Here is a 16371-nt window from a genome sequence, read left to right as displayed (position 1 = left end):
TTCATGCAATTAAATTATGAGTCCAAAATATTCAATTTTGGATTGTTTTCTCTTGTTTATTTATTGTCAACAATCATTGCTAATTGAGAAAAGCCTGATATAATTAGTTTTCAGGATGATTATTTATATCGAACTCAGGTGATTGCGAAATGGCACGTCAATTAGGCGAATTAATTAGTCGCCGAAGACAATTAGTAGAAATGTCTACAGCCGAAAAGAATCGCCGTGACCGCGCTCGTGGTAAAGCCTTGGCAGATATTGAGGTCAATTAACTGCCAAGCAAATCTCTCGTTTAGTTGGTGTTGCACCAATTAATCATGATAGTGGACAACAAAAAATGCTAAAACTTCAAGTCTTTAGCATTGACACTAATAGACTGAGGATTTTGATTTGTCACTGATTGTGCTAATTTGCCATTAGAAAGAACAGCAATGGCACGGGTATATTGGGGATCGCTATTTGTACCAATTAAATTCGGATTAGAAGCTAATTGGCGTTCTTGAGTTTGGGTCAAGTCTAGCTTGATATCGGGGGCAATCCCTTTATGGTTGATATCTGTACCATTGGGTGTATAGTAATGGGCAATAGTCACTGCTAAACCTGAACCGTCTCCTAGTTCATGGACTGACTGTACCAAAGCCTTACCGAAGGTTTGACTACCAACAACTACAGCCCGTTTATTATCCTTGAGTGCGCCGGTGAGGATTTCACTAGCACTGGCGGAATTACCATCAACTAAAATTGCTAAAGGTAGTTTGGTAATGGCTGTCCGATTAGCTTGTGTTTGAGCACTCGATCCTTTGCGGTCTACGGTTTTGACGATATGACCGTCATCTAACCACATCCTGGCAATTTCTATACTCGCATTTAACAAACCACCAGGATTACCCCGCAAATCTAAAACGTAGGAATCAACTTTTTGGTCGTTCAACTTGCGAATGGCTACACGCATTTGATCAGCGGCATGAGAGCTAAACTCTTGTAATCTAATATACCCAACTTTCCGAGCAGCTTCTTGTTTGAGGGTATATCGGACTGTGGGAACTTCTATTGTCACCCTGGTTAATTTAACTTTAAATTTGTTATTTGGTCTTTCTAAATCCAAACTAACAGAAGTACCTATCTGCCCACGAATCAACTTTGAGGCATCTTCCACGCTCATTTTCAGGGTAGATTTACCATCAATTGCGATAATCTCATCACCTGATTTGAGTCCGGCTTTGAGGGCTGGAGAATTTTCTATCGCTTCAATAACCGTGAGGCGTTTGGTTTTTTCGTTAACTTGCATCCGAATCCCAATCCCGGATACTTCCCCAGATGTTTGACTAGTCAAGGATTCATATTGTTTGGGGTTCATAAACCGGGTGTAGGGATCACCTAGTTTCTGTAAAGCTTCGCGGATTGCTACATAAGCCTCGTCTTTAGAAGTATAGTCTTTACTTAATAGGCTTTGTCTGATTGCTTGCCAATCTTGTTGGTTAAATTTTTCATCAACATATTCACGATTCACCAACTGCCAAACTTGGTCAACTAAGGCTTTCGGACTGTCTTGTAAAGCCGCATGAACTGAGCGTGTCAAAGCTTGACCAAATACAGATATAGTAGCAGTTGTGGCGATCGCTCCACCAATCAGGGCAGCTTGGAGCGGTGAGTAACGTTTCGCAGATTGGTTCATGTATATTAGCTGAAATAGTTGTGTTTTTGACAGTTTATCAATCAGAATTTTCTGATGCTCGCTAGTTTTTTATCCTAATAACTTTGATACTTCATCTACCTTTTGGCTTTTTGTTAATGGTGAGTTAGATATTTTATTTGTCGGTTAACAAATACGGTTAGAGTTGATCAGTTTTTTTTACATAGTAACCCAAGTGTTACACCCTTAGGTAATTGTCATTTGTAAATGCCCAATTATTTCCTTTACCATAGCACTTTCTTGGCTGAGTAGCTGTGATTTGCATCATATAGATAGTTAAAGTTTTATTAATTATTCATGCTTGATAAATATACTAAGTAAGTCGGCACGATAAAATCAATATACATTTTTTTCGTAAAAACCCTTAAATAACCTATCTATAAGGTATTTGTCGAATTTACATTTCGTTACATATGTTGATTGTTTAACGCCAACTTACTTATCAACTTAATTCAATTCATTTCCAGGGCAATTTAAAAAATTGTAGCAATTGTTACAAAAATTATTTTGGGAGTTAAATCTGCTCCTGATTTTTTGGCTGGGTTTACCAATATAACGCTAGTACCCCAAGGCGGAAGTCAAAAGTCAAAAGTCAAAAATAATATGGCGTTAGGACTTGCGCGCTGTACAAATTCACGATGATGTCCATGAACATTTCAGCATAGTATATTTTAGGTAAAGTTTGTTGATTTTAACCTAACTTGTGATTTATATACTTTCTATCATAGGCGATCGCTCTCAATCCAGCTTCCCAAAATATTAACTTAACCCACGCAGGTGGGTTTTGTCTGTGTAGACGCGGTTTCTAACCGCCCTGTTTTCTCAATCCAACTTCCCAAAATATTAATTTAACCCACGCAGGTGGGTTTTGCCTGTGTAGACGCGGTTTCTAACCGCCTTGCTGCCTATTTTTGTGTAAATTAAGGTAGAATATCGGATAAGTGTGCTACTTACCAAGATTATGAGCCTGTGCATCAATCCTAGCTGCTCAAAGCCGCAAAATCCAGATAATCTCCTCTTTTGTGAAACCTGTGGTTCAGGGTTGTTGCTACAAAACCGCTATCGGGTAGTAGTTAGGCTAGGAGGTGGTGGTTTTGGTGATACATTTGAAATCAATGAAGTCAGAACCAATAAAACCAAAGTTCTCAAAGTCTTAACTAATAATAGCCAGAAAGCTATAGAAGCATTTAAACAAGAAGCCGAAGTTTTAAGTCAACTTAATCATCCGAGTATTCCCAAAGTAGAACCAGGCGCTTATTTTGAACATTATTCTCGCAACAGCAAAACCCCAATTCATTGTTTCGTAATGGAAAAGATTGAGGGAGAAAACTTACATGAGTATATGAAAAAAAATAGTTTGCGTCCCATTAATCAAACTACAGCAATAGAATGGTTGAAAGATTTACTGATTATTTTAGAACAAGTCCATAATAAAAACTTTTTTCACCGAGATATCAAACCATCTAACGTCATGTTGAGGGTTGGAGATACTCAACTAGTATTAATTGATTTTGGCACGGTTAGAGAGGTGACAAACACAGTCATGATTCAGCAAGGTGGAGTTACCGGATTTAATTCTCCCGGTTACACACCTTCGGAACAATTGACTGGTAACGCTGTAAAGCAATCTGATTTCTTTGCTTTAGGACGGACATTTGTTTATTTACTCACGGGTAAAGAACCACTTGATCAAGAAATGTATGATTCTTATCATGCGACATTAAATTGGCGTAATTATGCACCGCAAATATCAAAAATGTTGGCAGATTTGCTAGATGAGATGATGCAAACTTTATATAAGGATCGTCCTCAAAATACCCAAGAGATTTTACAAAGGATAGCGAAAATAGAAAAAGCTTTACAACCACCACCTCCAAAACCTCAACTACAACCTCAACCTATTAAATATCAACCGAAACCAATTTCTCAGAAGCAGAAAAATACAACTCGTCGAGATTTTATCCAAACAGTGAGTTTAGTGCTTGGTGGTGCTGTTATCGCAGTTGTAGGACAAAATTTATTTTCTGGAAATAAAAATCAAACCTCAACACCAAAAATTACAACTTCTCCAAATACTCCAAATCCAACACCAGAAAATACAACTTCCCCAAATACTCCAACACCAGAACCAACACCAAAAATTACCACTTCCCCAAATACTCCAACACCAGAACCAACACCAAAAATTACCACTCCCCCACTTCAAACCTTCAGTTTTGAAGTTGTCACCACAGACGCAACTGGAAGCATCACCAACCGCCGCAACGCCAGTGCAAAATACTTCACGGAAGACTTAGGAAACGGTGTTTTGTTGGAAATGGTGGAAATCCCAGGGGGAACATTTATGATGGGTTCACCCGCAAATGAAGCAGAACGAGATTCAGATGAAAGTCCCAAACACCAAGTAACTGTTCCGAGTTTCTGTATGGGGAAATATGAATTGACACAGGCGCAGTATCAAGCTATTATGGGAAATAATCCTGCTAATTTTAAAGGCAATAACCGCCCAGTTGAAAATGTTCGTTGGGGTGATGCTGTTGCCTTTTGTGAAAAGTTAAGTCAAAGAACAGGAAAAAAATACAGATTACCCAGTGAGGCGGAATGGGAGTATGCTTGTCGTGCCGGAACTACTACACCATTTTATTTTGGTGAAAGTATTACTCCAGAACTGGTAAACTATGATGGCAATTATCCTTACGCTTCTGCTCCCAAAGGTCAATATCGCCAACAAACAACAGATGTAGGAACTTTTCCCCCTAACGCTTTTGGTTTGTACGATATGCACGGGAATGTCTTGGAATGGTGTCAAGATGACTATAAAGAAAATTATACAAATGCGCCTATAGACGGCAGTGCTTTGACAATCCTAAGCAGTGCTGGTAAACTGCTGCGCGGTGGTTCGTGGGACGGCTATCCTGACTACTGCCGTTCTGCTTTTCGCTACCGCAGCCTCATCCTCAGCAGCCCTATTGGTTTTCGGGTTGTATGTAGTGGTGCGGCGAGGACTTAGTAGCCCTTTGCACTCTTGCTCTTTTGCCCTCTTCTCTTCTTTTTCTTTTCCCTTCTTAACCCACCGCCGTGAGGCGGAAAATATTTTTCTCCAAAAAGCTGATTTTGGTATCTGGATTCAGTATAGCACACATTTTTCATTTTGTCAGAATCAGGATGTCCAGGATTTGAGGATGTACAGGATTTGAGGATGAAGCAATTCTCATTTTGACAAGAATAAAATAAGGTTAGAATCACGGATTTAGACGGATTGCACTGATTTCACGGATTTTAGTAACTCTTATCATAGCAAACAACCTCATCCGGATCACGGATTTAGACGGATGGCACTGATTTCACGGATTTTAGTTACTTTTAAGTTAAAATAAAAGAAATAGCAAAGTCCTCATCAGTATATGGTTACATCAACACAACCAACAACCCAAACCTTATACGATCAAGATTATTACCTGTGGATAAGAACAACCATTAACCAACTTCGCGCAGGACAATTTTCTGCGATTGATTTAGAGAATTTATTAGAAGAATTGGAAACTATGGGTAGAAGTGAAAAACGAGCAATTGAAAGTTTATTAATTAAGCTGCTTGTACATCTGCTCAAACTCCAATATTGGGATACTGAAAGAGAAAGAAATCAAGGACATTGGCAAGGAGAAATTAGAACATTTCGCAGACAAATTAAAAAGGCTATTAAAGATAGTCCTAGTTTAAAACCTTACATTTTAGAAATATTTGATGAATGTTATCAGGATGCTAGAAAAGAAGCATCAGATCGCTCAGAACTTCCTCTTGACATATTCCCCCTTACCCCAATTGCTTCTTTAGAACAAATCCTAGATGAAACCTGGTTTCAGTGAATATAGCTGCAATCATCAGACAATTAATTAAAACCCAGTTAAAATAAAAGAAATAGCAAAGTCCTCACCAGTATATGGTTACATCAACACAATCAACAACCCAAACCTTATACGATCAAGATTATTACCTGTGGATAAGAACAACCATTAACCAACTGCGTACAGGAGAATTTTCCGCGATTGATTTAGAGAATTTATTAGAAGAATTGGAAACTATGGGTAGAAGTGAAAAACGAGCAATTAAAAGTTTATTAATTAAACTGCTGGAACATCTACTCAAGCTAAAATGTTGGGATCAGGAAAGAGAAAGAAATCAAGGACATTGGAAGGGGGAAATTAGGACTTTTCGTATACAAATAAAAGATGAACTTAAAGATAGTCCTAGTTTAAAACCTTACATTTTAGAAATATTTGATCAATGTTATCAAGATGCTAGAAAATTAGTTAGTGACAGATCAGAACTTCCTCTTGACATATTTCCCCTCACCCCCATTGCTTCCTTAGAACAAATCCTAGATGAAAACTGGTTTCCTGAATATAGCCATCCTTAGATCCCCGACTTCTCAAAGAAGTCGGGGATCTTGTAGATCAACTAAAATAGATACTTAACTCACCTGAGTTCGACATAAGATAATTTATGTCGAACTCAGGTTGTAACACTCAAGGTAACATTAGCGACAGAGAACAGGTAATATCTGCACTACAACTAATTCGAGAAGATTTAGTCCGTGCTTTAAAAAGTGAACGGATTTTGCGCGATAATAAAAAACTGCTTGCTAATAACCAAGATTTAGTGGTAAATAACTTAGCTAAGTAGGTGAGCAGAAAAATTTCAAGGTATGTAACGGTATGTAAAGTTGTCTAAAACCTGTTCCCTGTTCCCTGTTCCCTGTTCCCTGTTCCCTTGTCATAACGACAATTTTTAACGCCAACCTACTTAATCTGCAAACCTTACAAGTTAGTAGTCAAGCTAGTGAATATGCTCAACTTCTTAATCAATCGTTGCAGATTGCCTTAGATGTCCAAGCAGAACTCAGAAAACTCGCAAAGGTGTAATCATAAATTTATTCCCCAAAATTAATGCTTAAACCCTACCAAACTGGAGAACCCTAAATGATATCTAAATTATTGAGTAAAACTCTTTATGAACAAGATTATCCCCAGTGGTTAGAAATTACCTTGCAACAATTAGAGACAAAGGATTTAGAAAATATTGATTGGGAAAATTTAATTGAGGAGATTGCGGCCTTGGGGAATGAACAAAAACACAAATTAGAAAGTTATCTACTGCAACTTCTTAAACATCTGCTATTGTACCAGTATTGGAGTATTCCTGACTGTAAAAATCATTGGGAAGTAGAAATTGATAATTTTCGGGTAGAAATCAGGAAATTAACCAAATCAAAAAACCTCTACAATTATCTGTTAACCGTGCTGGATCAAGTTTATAATGATGCAGCCCGACAAGCAAAGAAAAAAAGTGGTTTAAATTGCTTTCCTCCAATTTGTCCTTACACAATTGACCAAATTTTAGATGTCGAATATCTACCACCATGTCCATATTTATGAATAACCAACCTAAAATAATTGTCCTTGATGATGATCCTACAGGTTCACAAACCGTCCATAGTTGTTTACTATTAATGCGCTGGGACGTAGAAACTTTACGTTTAGGATTAAAAGATGATGCTCCCATTTTCTTTATTTTAACTAATACTCGTTCTCTGACTCCAGAAGCAGCCGCATTTGTAACTAGAGAAGTTTGTCATAACCTCAAACTTGCCTTAGCAGCCGAAAAAATAGAGGATTTTCTCGTAGTTAGTCGTTCTGACTCCACCTTACGCGGACATTATCCTATAGAAACTGATGTTATTGCTGAAGAACTCGGTCCATTTGATGCTCATTTTCTTGTACCAGCATTTTTTGAAGGGGGAAGAATTACCCGCGATAGTATTCATTATCTAATTATTGATGGTGTTCCCACTCCTGTACATGAAACAGAATTTGCCCGTGATTCTGTCTTTGGTTACAATTACAGCTATTTGCCTAAATATGTGGAAGAAAAAACCAAGGGACGGATTAAAGAAGATCATGTTACGAGATTTTTACTCCCAGATATCCGTGCTGGTAGTTTAGAAAACTTATTACAACTTGAAAATAATCAATGTGCTGTAGTAGACGGTGAAAATCAGCAGGATCTTAATTCTTTTGCGGTAGATGTATTAACAGCCGCAAGTCAAGGAAAACGCTTTTTATTCCGTTCTGCTGCGAGTATTCTAACAGCTTTGGCTGCCTTACCACCCCAACCCATTGCTGCTGAAAATATGGCAAAATATGTGCGCGGTGGTAAACCTGGTGCAATTATTGTGGGTTCTCACGTTAAAAAGACAACTCAACAGTTAGAATCATTATTACAAGTTGAGGGAACGGTAGGCATAGAAGTTAATGTGGGCAGATTACTTGAAAATGGGGTAAATGAATCTGCTAAACTGCTAACCGAGATTCTCGAAAATGTCAAAGTAGTACATAATGCTGGTAAAACACCAGTAGTTTATACTAGTCGGCAGGAATTGGCTTTTAAAGATGTCAAAACTAGGTTAGATTTTGGCAGTACAGTTTCCGCTTTACTTATGGATGTTGTCCGGGGTTTACCATCTGATCTAGGATTTCTCATCAGTAAGGGGGGTATTACTTCTAATGATGTTCTCAGTACGGGACTGGCTTTAACTTCAGCCCGATTACTTGGTCAAATTTTAGCAGGTTGTTCAATGGTAATTACACCATCTGATCATCCCCTGTTTCCTAATTTGCCAGTTGTATTGTTTCCCGGTAATGTCGGCAATGCTGATGCTTTGGGAACGGTTTATCAAAGATTGATAGGAAATAGGGAATAGGGAATAGGCAAGAGGCAAGAGGCAAGAGGCAAGAGGCAAGAGGCAAGAGTCTTACCAATTACCAATTACCAATTACCAATTACCAATTACCCATTCTCAATCTTTTATGAAAATCTCAAATTTTAGTGTATTTTGGCTAGTGCTGCATGAATTCTGATTCTGCTAAATCTGAGGAAATAAAGGCTGAATTTCCTAATTCAGAATCTATTTCTCATCAGGTTGATCAAGAGGTAAATAATTCTCATTCTGTCGAAAATAATGTAGATGCTGGTAATTCTGCTAAATCTGAGGAAATAAAGGCTGAATTTTCTAAATCAGAATCAGTTTTTCATCAAGTTGATCAAGAGGTAAATAATTCTAACTCTGGCGAGATAAATCCAGATTTTGCTGATCATAAAGTAGAATCTGATCCTATTATCCCTAATTCAGAGTTAAATTCAGTAATTGCCTTTTTAAAAGGTAATTCTGCTGCTGAAAATCCAGAATCTAATATGCCTAATGGGGGGGAATCTGGTTCGATTTCATCTGATTTACCAAGTGCTGATTTAGAATTACTAGGACAAAAGGTAGATCATAATATTCAAGTTCAGTTAAAAACTGAAGGAGAGCGACTATTATTGATTTTGCCCACGGAATCTCAAGTATCACCATCAGAATTCAATTGGTGGGAAATTTGGCAACAAATGAAACAGCGTCTCAATGCGGGCGATCGCTTACGGAAACCAAATACATCCCTGCATCTAGTAGCAAAAGATAGATTGTTAGATAATAGACAATTGCAAGATTTGGCAGAAACTTTAAATACATACCAAATTCAACTAAAATCTGTAGCTACCAGTCGGAGACAAACAGCGATCGCTGCCTGTACCCTGGGTTATTCCGTCGAACAAATCCAAACCCAAACATCCCTCACATCCGGTATTCAACCGACTCCCAGCGCCCTAGCAGATGCCCTCTATCTGCAAATGACAGTCAGATCAGGTGTAGAAATTCGTCATCCCGGCACAGTCATCATCTTAGGAGATATCAATCCTAGTGGTATCGTCATTGCTGAGGGGGATATTCTCATTTGGGGAAGATTGCGGGGAGTTGCCCATGCTGGTGCCGGTGGGAATCGGGAATCTCTGATCATGGCCTTGCAAATGGAACCAACCCAATTGCGAATTGCTGATGCTGTCGCTAGATCACCAGAAAAAACCCTCACCAGCTTCTTTCCTGAAGTTGCACATATTACATCTGAAGGAATTCGCATTGTTAAAGCCGCTGATTTTTCCCGCAGTCAATTAAGTAGTCGGACGCAATTAGTTACACAAAATCTGATCTAAAATTCTTGCTTAGTTAAGAATCTACAGCAGCTTTCAACAGTCAGCAGTAAAATCCTTTGGGTGCAAGGCTTGATGATTAAAATTTGTACCTCATTTATCTGCAATATGCTGTATATGTAATTAATTTCTGTTAGGTTACTAAAGTTAGAATCAATCAATAGCTTTAAATATTTTATTGTTGTTCCCTGAACTCTCATAAAGCATTATCATGACCCGCATTATTGTCATTACCTCCGGTAAAGGGGGAGTGGGTAAAACCACAGTTTCAGCTAATTTAGGAATGGCTTTAGCCAAAATAGGCAAACAAGTAGCCTTAATTGATGCAGATTTTGGACTGAGAAATTTAGATTTACTTCTGGGACTAGAAAATCGGATTGTTTATACAGCGGTGGAAGTTTTGGCTAGGGAGTGTCGTCTAGAACAAGCTTTGGTTAAAGATAAACGACAACCTAATTTGGTACTCCTCCCAGCTACCCAACATCGCAATAAAGAATCCGTCACACCTGACCAAATGAAGTTACTGGTAAATGCCCTAGCACAAAAGTACGAATATGTAATGATTGACTGCCCCGCAGGAATTGAAATGGGGTTTAAAAATGCGACTGCACCAGCCAAAGAAGCCCTGATTGTCACCACTCCCGAAATTTCCGCTGTCCGTGATGCTGACCGGGTAGTAGGATTACTCGAAGCCCAAGGTGTCAAAAAGATTAACTTAATAGTTAATAGAATTAGACCGGCAATGGTAGAGGCAAATGATATGATGTCTGTACAGGACGTTCAGGAACTTCTCGCCATTCCCATAATTGGAGTCATCCCCGACGATGAGCGGGTGATTGTCTCTACCAATCGGGGCGAACCTTTAGTATTATCAGACACTCCCTCTTTAGCTGCCACCGCTTTTGAGAATATTGCTCGGAGATTGGAAGGGGAAACTGTCGAATTTCTGGAGCTTGACTCATCTAGTAAAAGCATCTTCTCTCGGTTGAGAAAGATGTTGTGGTCAAAAATTGTTTAATTTACTTGCCAGTGTTTCTGCCTTACACATACCCGCAATGATTCTTGAAATTTTAGAAAAATTTTTTGCTCGTAGTCCCGATAACAGCCGCGATGATGTTAAACGTCGTCTGCAAGTGGTAATATCCCATGACCGTGCGGACTTAGACCCCCAAACTTTAGAAAAAATGCGTCAGGAAATCCTGGAAATCGTTTGTCGCTATGTCGAAATAGAAACAGATGGTTTGGAGTTTTCCCTAGAAAGCAGCCAACGGACCACGGCTTTAATTGCTAATTTACCAATCCGTAGGGTTAAAGAAAGCCTAGATGAAACAGTTCTAGAAAATAGTGATATCCTACTGTAGGGGCGCAGGGTCTGCGCCCTGAATTGTCTTGGATTGGATATTAAAAAGCGAATGGGGGCGTTAATTTGGCCACCGTCCCATGAGGTGACCAATTATGGATAATTCTGACATTAATTTATCAAACAGGTCTGGGGTTAAAGATTGGGGTCCATCTGATAAGGCTTTAGCTGGGTTGGGATGTACTTCTATCATTAGCGAATCTGTACCCGCAGCGATCGCTGCCTTCGCCATAGCAGGAACAAACTCAGACCAACCCACACCATGACTAGGATCAATCATAATCGGTAAATGCGTCAATTTTCGCAAAACTGGCACAACCGATAAATCTAGAGTATTGCGGGTATATTGACGGTCAAAAGTTCTAATTCCCCGTTCACACAAAATCACATTGGGATTACCCGCCGCTAAAATATACTCAGCCGCCATTAACCAATCTTCAATAGTCGCCGCCATACCCCGTTTTAACAGCACTGGTTTGGGTTGCGCTCCTACCTTCTTGAGCATGGCAAAGTTCTGCATATTTCTCGCCCCCACCTGAATCACATCAGCAACTTCGCCAATTTTCTCCAAGTCTTCCGTATCCATTACTTCTGTAATAATCCCCAGTCCGCTGACCTTCCGGGCTGTAGCTAACAATTCCAAAGCACTTTCACCATGACCTTGAAAAGCATAAGGTGAAGTACGAGGTTTATATGCCCCACCGCGTAAAAACTTAGCTCCTGCCGCCTTTACCCGCAGTGCTGTTTCTACAATCATTTCTTCATTTTCCACAGAACAGGGTCCAGCGACAACTACCAAAGGATGATGTTCACCAAACACCACATCACCTTGAGGACTATTCACCACCACTTCAGAAGCTTCTCCATGACGGAATTGGCGACTGGCTCGTTTATAGGGTACTTCCACTCGTAATACTTGCTCAATCCATTGACTTAATTCTTGAATGCGGGGCGGGTCTAAATCCGCAGTTTCCCCAACCAAAGCAATGACTACTTTATGTTGACCAATAATTTTTTCTGGTGTTAGTCCCCAGCCTGATAATTCTGTGGTAATCCGATTTATTTCTTCCTGTGGGGAACCAACTTTCATGACGATAATCATTTACAAGTTCCTTTTTTAAGTAAATGTTTTATTTGCTTTTGCTGATAACCGATTTGTAGCTTAAGTTGATTTTTCTGGTTCGGTATTTTCGATATTTCTATAAGGTTGTCTCAAAAATTCTTCTCGTGTCATCCATTGTTGGGATGTATGCCGAATGTGATAAATTACAACAGCATCACCTTCAATGCCAAAAAGAATCCGATAGCGTTTGGAATAGAGAAGATATCGGATTTCTTGGCCTACTATTTCCTTTTCTGGTGCAACCGGACAACGGTGAGGCATGGAAGAAAGAGTATCAATTGCAGCAAGTAATCCATTAAACCAATTAGCCCCATTTACAGGAGAATCTTGAGACATCCACAAGTAAAATTCCTCCGCATCTTCTAGTGCTATTGGAGTAATTCTAACGGGGTATTTCATGCTTTAACCGTAATTCTTCTAATGCTTCTACCGCATCTTTTGTCTTTCCAGCAGCAGATTCAGCTATGCCTTGGCGAATTTTTGCGGCTGACCTTGCTAATTCTAACTCATCGAGTAATTCTTGATAAGATGCTGCATCCTGCATGATCACGGATGCTTTACCATTAACGGTGAGAATAATTGGTTTGTGACTTGACTGTATTTGTTCAATGAACTGTCTAGCATTGCGTTGAAAGTCTGAAAGGGGGTAAATTTCCCGTGCATCAAGCATTATTACTTCTCCATGAAATTCTCATGATATTTCATGTTAACTTATTAGTGTAAAAATTTCAAGCACAAAAGAATATCCGATAAAAAGTTTTATTCAATGGGCGATAAAAAGTGGTGGTGTTGACTGAGATACCAGAAGCGATCGCTAAATTAACCAATCTCATCGGTAATTAATTCTATCCCATTACTTAATTTTTTACGCTTATATCTATGTTGGGATTAGATTTGGTGGAAGAACCAAGAGTTTATTCCAATAACCGTTTCAATCTTTTGTAAACATCATCATTATTACGCTTACCAACTAAAATTACTTCTACTAAATCTTGATCTGGAAAGTATTTATAAACAATTCGATATTCACCACTATCTACTCGATAAAAACCCTGATAACCAGATAGTTGTTCACTATCATTTGGTAAAGGTTCAACATTCAAAGCCAAAACCTTTTTTGCTATTTGCGCTGCTATTTTAGGTTGTAACCCATTGAGGAAATCAAGAACAGTTGCTAAACCATCAAGCCGCGCCATTAGCTAAATGCTCCAATGCAGATGTAAAAGCCTCTGTACCTACCATTTTTGATTGACTCAAAGCAGTTTCAGCATTTTGAACTAACTGCATATCTTCTAATTCTTGCAATCTATTAATTAATTTTTGGTAGCTATCTGCGGAAATAATGACATGACTAGGACGTGATTGTTTAGTTAGTAATACTGGTTCAATAGCAGCTTTGTCAAAAACCTCACCATGTTTATTTCGAGCATCTGTAAGACTATAGGTTTGCATAGAATGACTACTTTAGACACTTTGACTATATTCTAGCATAATAGCATAAATATTTTAGATAGATGTGTAAGTTTTTAGCAGTGCTAAACCCCTACCTTTAAAATCAAATTGATCTTAATCCTGTTCATCCTTTAATCCTGGACATTATCTCGACTTTGCTCGATAACCACCTGATTTTGACAATGTGTCTAACTAGCAACTTACGTTATTATTTTAATACAATACAATAAAACTGCAAAGTAAAATTTTAATTTTGTAATATAATGCAGCAAGATTGCAAATTAATCTAATTTAACTGTTAAATAAAAATTTATTTTTGTAATGCGATACAATAAAACTGCATAGTGATATTTTATTAAAGTTTAGTAATCTGTTGTTAACGTTGAAACAAACGCCAGGAAAAGATAATGATACGTTTGATTAGTAGCTGTAAACGATGCAATAGTAAAGTTACCATAGCTAATAGATTATTCAAAAAACGTTTATAGAAGGGAAGAGGTATGAGTTGCTGTTGTAAAAGTTGCAAATTGTTTCAAAAGATTATTGTATTAGAGTGATTAGTTCCTTACACTCGTTCAGACATAGCTAAAGCTTCAAGGTAGAAAGGTTCTGCTTCACTGTATTTTCCTTAATTATGGTAAAGAAGTGCTAAATTGTTTAAGCTAGTAGCAACATCAGGATGGTCGCTTGTAAATAAAGTTTGACAAACTTTTACCAATTGCTGATACTAAAATTCTACTATTTGATATAATCCTTGTCTTTGATAAAATTTTCCTAACCTTATGAATACCCAAAAGATTTCATCAGCAACCATAGATACTGGTAAATTATTCGCTGCTGCTGTTTCTTTGTTAATTTCATCTATTAACCGTTTTCTTAAATCTTCCCAATGAGGAACAAATAACTGGAAAATTTCAATATTTTCAGAAGTGGGTAATTGAGGAAGTCTTTCAGCAACGAATATTATGGGAGTAATAAAAGTTCTTTCAAGAATTGGCTGTTTTTCTCCAACTTCTGCTAACTGTTCTTGCAAAAACAACCGCACTAAATTATGAATTGTATAAGCCTCTTGTAATTCTTGTCCTGTTTGTAAAAAGTTAACTTGATAAAGTCTTTTTTTAGAGTTAGTTAATTCTTCCTCTGTCCAAATTATTTGTTTTTTCTCATTCTCTACTTCAAACTCAATTACCTAAACTACCAAATCTTAAAGAATTAACTGAGGAGAAAATAAATTTAAAAATGCTCCCAGATATTGAGTTTGAGTATCTAGTGTTTCCCAAGTTAAATTAAAAGCGGCTTTAATTCCCAATTTATTTGGATTGATAGTTTCTCTTTGTTGTAAAGCTGTTTCCGCTAACTTACGTTTTTGCAATCGTTCTAACATTTGAGTTAGAGAAAGTCCCAAATCTGTTGTTAAATAACTTCCGACTAAAATTATCCCCAAAGGTAAATTTCCCAAAAACTCACATATTTGTGTAGCGGTTTTTGGTTCATTGACAATTCGCTGATGATTTTTTCCAATTGCTTTTGTAAAAGTTCTAATGCTATTGGTGGTGATAGAACCTCTAAAGCTAGTTCTTGAATATAATTAGGGTCTAAATTTTGTGGTCGAGTAGTTATCAAAACCCGAAAGCGTCTTTCTGTGGGAACAACATCTTGTAACTGTGTTAAATCAATTAAATCATCAACGACAATTAAAACAGGTTTTTGTGTTTTTGGATATTGTAACCAACACCAAGCTACCTGTTGTTGGAGAGTTAACGGTTTTTCTCCCTGAGTTTGGGGAATTTCCAGACCGAATTTTAATGTAAAAAGTTCAAATACTTCTGCTGCGAGAAAACGTTGTCTAGTATTAAACCAAATTATGCCATCATAATGATCTTGATATTGTGTAGCGTATTGAGTAACTAATTCAGTTTTACCCAAACCACCCATTCCGGTTATTGCTACATAATTTCCCCGTCGCAAATCTTCATGGATAGTTGTCAGTTCTGTTTCTCGTCCGACAAAATGAACAGAACCACGATAGGGTATATCTTTAGTGGGGGTTAACTTTTTTTGTCCGTCAATATTTATTGTGTTTACCTGAACCGTACCACCTGGGGAGGCAAAAACACCTATTTTATCTGCTAACTTACTAAAGTTGTCAGTCATAAAGTTTATTGTTGATAGAATAATGTATCAAATATTTTTAACCCCACCCTAACCCTCCCCTTGCTAAGGGGAGGGAACTGGATTTTCTTGTTTCTTTACTTCATAAGAAAAGAGGGAAATGGATTTTCTTGTTTCTCTAAGTAAGTAAACGAAAATAAATCAAAGTAGATTAAGTAATGTAAAAAATCTGGAGATGATTTCGTAGTAAGGGCTTCAGCCCTCAAATAAGGAATAAATTCCTCACTACAAACTTTGAATTATTCAAGCCGTTCTACTTATAACTAAATTGGAAAATTAAATATTAATAATATCTTCATATATTTCTGTAATTTCTAGAATCAAGCCAACGGAATCTAAATGTAATTTAGAGGTTGTTTGAAAAGTATTAGATGAAACCAACAATCTCCGAAACCTAACCCCCCTTCCCCCCTTCCCTACAAGGGAATGGGGGTTTCAAAGCCTCTCCCCGCGTCGGGGAGAGGTTTGGAGAGGGGTTTATTGATACAT

Annotated in this window: 18 protein-coding genes and 1 pseudogene; 10 read left to right on the top strand and 9 right to left on the bottom strand. The window is 37.9% G+C overall.

The genetic code is table 11. The features are described from left to right. Positions 1-152 precede the first annotated feature (152 nt). Positions 153-337: pseudogene (locus PN450_RS07270) on the top strand (IS110 family transposase); the annotation flags it as partial. Positions 338-340: 3 nt separating this feature from the next. Here the strand turns inward: PN450_RS07270 and ctpB are convergent. Then, entirely contained in the window at positions 341-1675 is a 1335-nt protein-coding gene (gene ctpB, locus PN450_RS07265) for a carboxyl-terminal processing protease CtpB (RefSeq protein WP_148762282.1), read from the bottom strand. Positions 1676-2654: 979 nt separating this feature from the next. Between ctpB and PN450_RS07260 the strand changes: the two genes are divergently transcribed. From PN450_RS07260 to minE, 9 genes are all read left to right on the top strand, one after another. Further along, on the top strand, positions 2655-4703 hold the full coding sequence (locus tag PN450_RS07260; protein WP_271835859.1) for a bifunctional serine/threonine-protein kinase/formylglycine-generating enzyme family protein: 2049 nt from the start codon (positions 2655-2657) through the stop codon (positions 4701-4703). Positions 4704-5097: 394 nt separating this feature from the next. Next, a complete protein-coding gene (locus PN450_RS07255; RefSeq protein WP_168695642.1) occupies positions 5098-5559 on the top strand; it encodes a DUF29 domain-containing protein in 462 nt (153 codons plus the stop codon). Between the two features lie 74 nt (positions 5560-5633). Continuing rightward, a complete protein-coding gene (locus PN450_RS07250; protein WP_271835858.1) occupies positions 5634-6110 on the top strand; it encodes a DUF29 domain-containing protein in 477 nt (158 codons plus the stop codon). A gap of 86 nt (positions 6111-6196) precedes the next feature. Beyond that, positions 6197-6376, top strand: a complete 180-nt coding sequence (locus tag PN450_RS07245; protein ID WP_271835860.1) for a hypothetical protein — start codon at positions 6197-6199, stop codon at positions 6374-6376. A gap of 296 nt (positions 6377-6672) precedes the next feature. Beyond that, positions 6673-7128 carry a DUF29 domain-containing protein gene (locus tag PN450_RS07240; RefSeq protein ID WP_039202809.1) on the top strand — a complete coding sequence of 152 codons (456 nt, stop codon included), beginning with the start codon at positions 6673-6675 and terminating at the stop codon, positions 7126-7128. Beyond that, a complete protein-coding gene (locus tag PN450_RS07235; protein WP_271835857.1) occupies positions 7125-8453 on the top strand; it encodes a four-carbon acid sugar kinase family protein in 1329 nt (442 codons plus the stop codon). Before PN450_RS07240 ends, PN450_RS07235 begins: the two co-directional genes overlap by 4 nt. Before the next feature lie 146 nt (positions 8454-8599). Next, positions 8600-9778: a septum site-determining protein MinC gene (minC, locus tag PN450_RS07230; RefSeq protein ID WP_271835856.1), complete on the top strand. Its 1179-nt coding sequence runs from the start codon at positions 8600-8602 to the stop codon at positions 9776-9778. A 208-nt stretch (positions 9779-9986) separates the two neighbouring features. Beyond that, positions 9987-10793, top strand: a complete 807-nt coding sequence (gene minD / locus PN450_RS07225) for a septum site-determining protein MinD (protein ID WP_015079597.1) — start codon at positions 9987-9989, stop codon at positions 10791-10793. Positions 10794-10830: 37 nt separating this feature from the next. Next, complete coding sequence (gene minE / locus PN450_RS07220) at positions 10831-11136, top strand: cell division topological specificity factor MinE (protein WP_015079598.1); 306 nt, start codon at positions 10831-10833, stop codon at positions 11134-11136. Positions 11137-11196: 60 nt separating this feature from the next. On the opposite strand, the gene aroF is transcribed toward minE, so the two are convergent. The 8 genes from aroF to PN450_RS07180 all read right to left on the bottom strand — a co-directional run bounded on the left by aroF (position 11197) and on the right by PN450_RS07180 (position 15864). Further along, positions 11197-12237 carry a 3-deoxy-7-phosphoheptulonate synthase gene (aroF, locus tag PN450_RS07215; protein ID WP_271820050.1) on the bottom strand — a complete coding sequence of 347 codons (1041 nt, stop codon included), beginning with the start codon at positions 12235-12237 and terminating at the stop codon, positions 11197-11199. A gap of 60 nt (positions 12238-12297) precedes the next feature. Beyond that, positions 12298-12657 (bottom strand): type II toxin-antitoxin system RelE/ParE family toxin, encoded by a 360-nt coding sequence (locus PN450_RS07210; RefSeq protein WP_148762267.1) that lies wholly within the window; start codon positions 12655-12657, stop codon positions 12298-12300. Next, positions 12641-12928, bottom strand: a complete 288-nt coding sequence (locus tag PN450_RS07205) for a type II toxin-antitoxin system Phd/YefM family antitoxin (protein ID WP_148762264.1) — start codon at positions 12926-12928, stop codon at positions 12641-12643. Before PN450_RS07205 ends, PN450_RS07210 begins: the two co-directional genes overlap by 17 nt. A 244-nt stretch (positions 12929-13172) precedes the next feature. Further along, positions 13173-13454, bottom strand: a complete 282-nt coding sequence (locus PN450_RS07200; RefSeq protein ID WP_271835855.1) for a type II toxin-antitoxin system RelE family toxin — start codon at positions 13452-13454, stop codon at positions 13173-13175. Then, entirely contained in the window at positions 13441-13710 is a 270-nt protein-coding gene (locus PN450_RS07195) for a type II toxin-antitoxin system Phd/YefM family antitoxin (protein WP_271835854.1), read from the bottom strand. Before PN450_RS07195 ends, PN450_RS07200 begins: the two co-directional genes overlap by 14 nt. 727 nt (positions 13711-14437) lie before the next feature. After that, on the bottom strand, positions 14438-14755 hold the full coding sequence (locus PN450_RS07190) for a hypothetical protein (protein WP_271835853.1): 318 nt from the start codon (positions 14753-14755) through the stop codon (positions 14438-14440). Between the two features lie 159 nt (positions 14756-14914). Continuing rightward, positions 14915-15169, bottom strand: coding sequence for a hypothetical protein (locus PN450_RS07185; protein WP_271835852.1), 255 nt, complete (start codon positions 15167-15169; stop codon positions 14915-14917). Then, on the bottom strand, positions 15145-15864 hold the full coding sequence (locus PN450_RS07180; protein ID WP_271835851.1) for an NB-ARC domain-containing protein: 720 nt from the start codon (positions 15862-15864) through the stop codon (positions 15145-15147). The genes PN450_RS07185 and PN450_RS07180 overlap by 25 nt, the downstream gene beginning before the upstream one ends. Between the last annotated feature and the right edge of the window lie 507 nt (positions 15865-16371).

The organism is Dolichospermum lemmermannii CS-548, from assembly GCF_028330815.1.
GTDB lineage: Bacteria > Cyanobacteriota > Cyanobacteriia > Cyanobacteriales > Nostocaceae > Dolichospermum > Dolichospermum lemmermannii.
This window is presented reverse-complemented; position numbering and strand designations above follow the sequence as displayed.

What these genes read in the sequence shown, in the direction of transcription:
- PN450_RS07240 (WP_039202809.1), top strand. Translation starts at nt 6,673, where the DNA reads ATGATATCTAAATTATTGAGTAAAACTCTTTATGAACAAGATTATCCC.
- PN450_RS07200 (WP_271835855.1), bottom strand. Translation starts at nt 13,454, where the DNA reads ATGGCGCGGCTTGATGGTTTAGCAACTGTTCTTGATTTCCTCAATGGG.
- PN450_RS07260 (WP_271835859.1), top strand. Translation starts at nt 2,655, where the DNA reads ATGAGCCTGTGCATCAATCCTAGCTGCTCAAAGCCGCAAAATCCAGAT.
- PN450_RS07195 (WP_271835854.1), bottom strand. Translation starts at nt 13,710, where the DNA reads ATGCAAACCTATAGTCTTACAGATGCTCGAAATAAACATGGTGAGGTT.
- minE (WP_015079598.1), top strand. Translation starts at nt 10,831, where the DNA reads ATGATTCTTGAAATTTTAGAAAAATTTTTTGCTCGTAGTCCCGATAAC.
- PN450_RS07255 (WP_168695642.1), top strand. Translation starts at nt 5,098, where the DNA reads ATGGTTACATCAACACAACCAACAACCCAAACCTTATACGATCAAGAT.
- minC (WP_271835856.1), top strand. Translation starts at nt 8,600, where the DNA reads ATGAATTCTGATTCTGCTAAATCTGAGGAAATAAAGGCTGAATTTCCT.
- PN450_RS07250 (WP_271835858.1), top strand. Translation starts at nt 5,634, where the DNA reads ATGGTTACATCAACACAATCAACAACCCAAACCTTATACGATCAAGAT.
- ctpB (WP_148762282.1), bottom strand. Translation starts at nt 1,675, where the DNA reads ATGAACCAATCTGCGAAACGTTACTCACCGCTCCAAGCTGCCCTGATT.
- aroF (WP_271820050.1), bottom strand. Translation starts at nt 12,237, where the DNA reads ATGATTATCGTCATGAAAGTTGGTTCCCCACAGGAAGAAATAAATCGG.
- PN450_RS07205 (WP_148762264.1), bottom strand. Translation starts at nt 12,928, where the DNA reads ATGCTTGATGCACGGGAAATTTACCCCCTTTCAGACTTTCAACGCAAT.
- PN450_RS07245 (WP_271835860.1), top strand. Translation starts at nt 6,197, where the DNA reads ATGTCGAACTCAGGTTGTAACACTCAAGGTAACATTAGCGACAGAGAA.
- PN450_RS07235 (WP_271835857.1), top strand. Translation starts at nt 7,125, where the DNA reads ATGAATAACCAACCTAAAATAATTGTCCTTGATGATGATCCTACAGGT.
- PN450_RS07180 (WP_271835851.1), bottom strand. Translation starts at nt 15,864, where the DNA reads ATGACTGACAACTTTAGTAAGTTAGCAGATAAAATAGGTGTTTTTGCC.
- PN450_RS07210 (WP_148762267.1), bottom strand. Translation starts at nt 12,657, where the DNA reads ATGAAATACCCCGTTAGAATTACTCCAATAGCACTAGAAGATGCGGAG.
- minD (WP_015079597.1), top strand. Translation starts at nt 9,987, where the DNA reads ATGACCCGCATTATTGTCATTACCTCCGGTAAAGGGGGAGTGGGTAAA.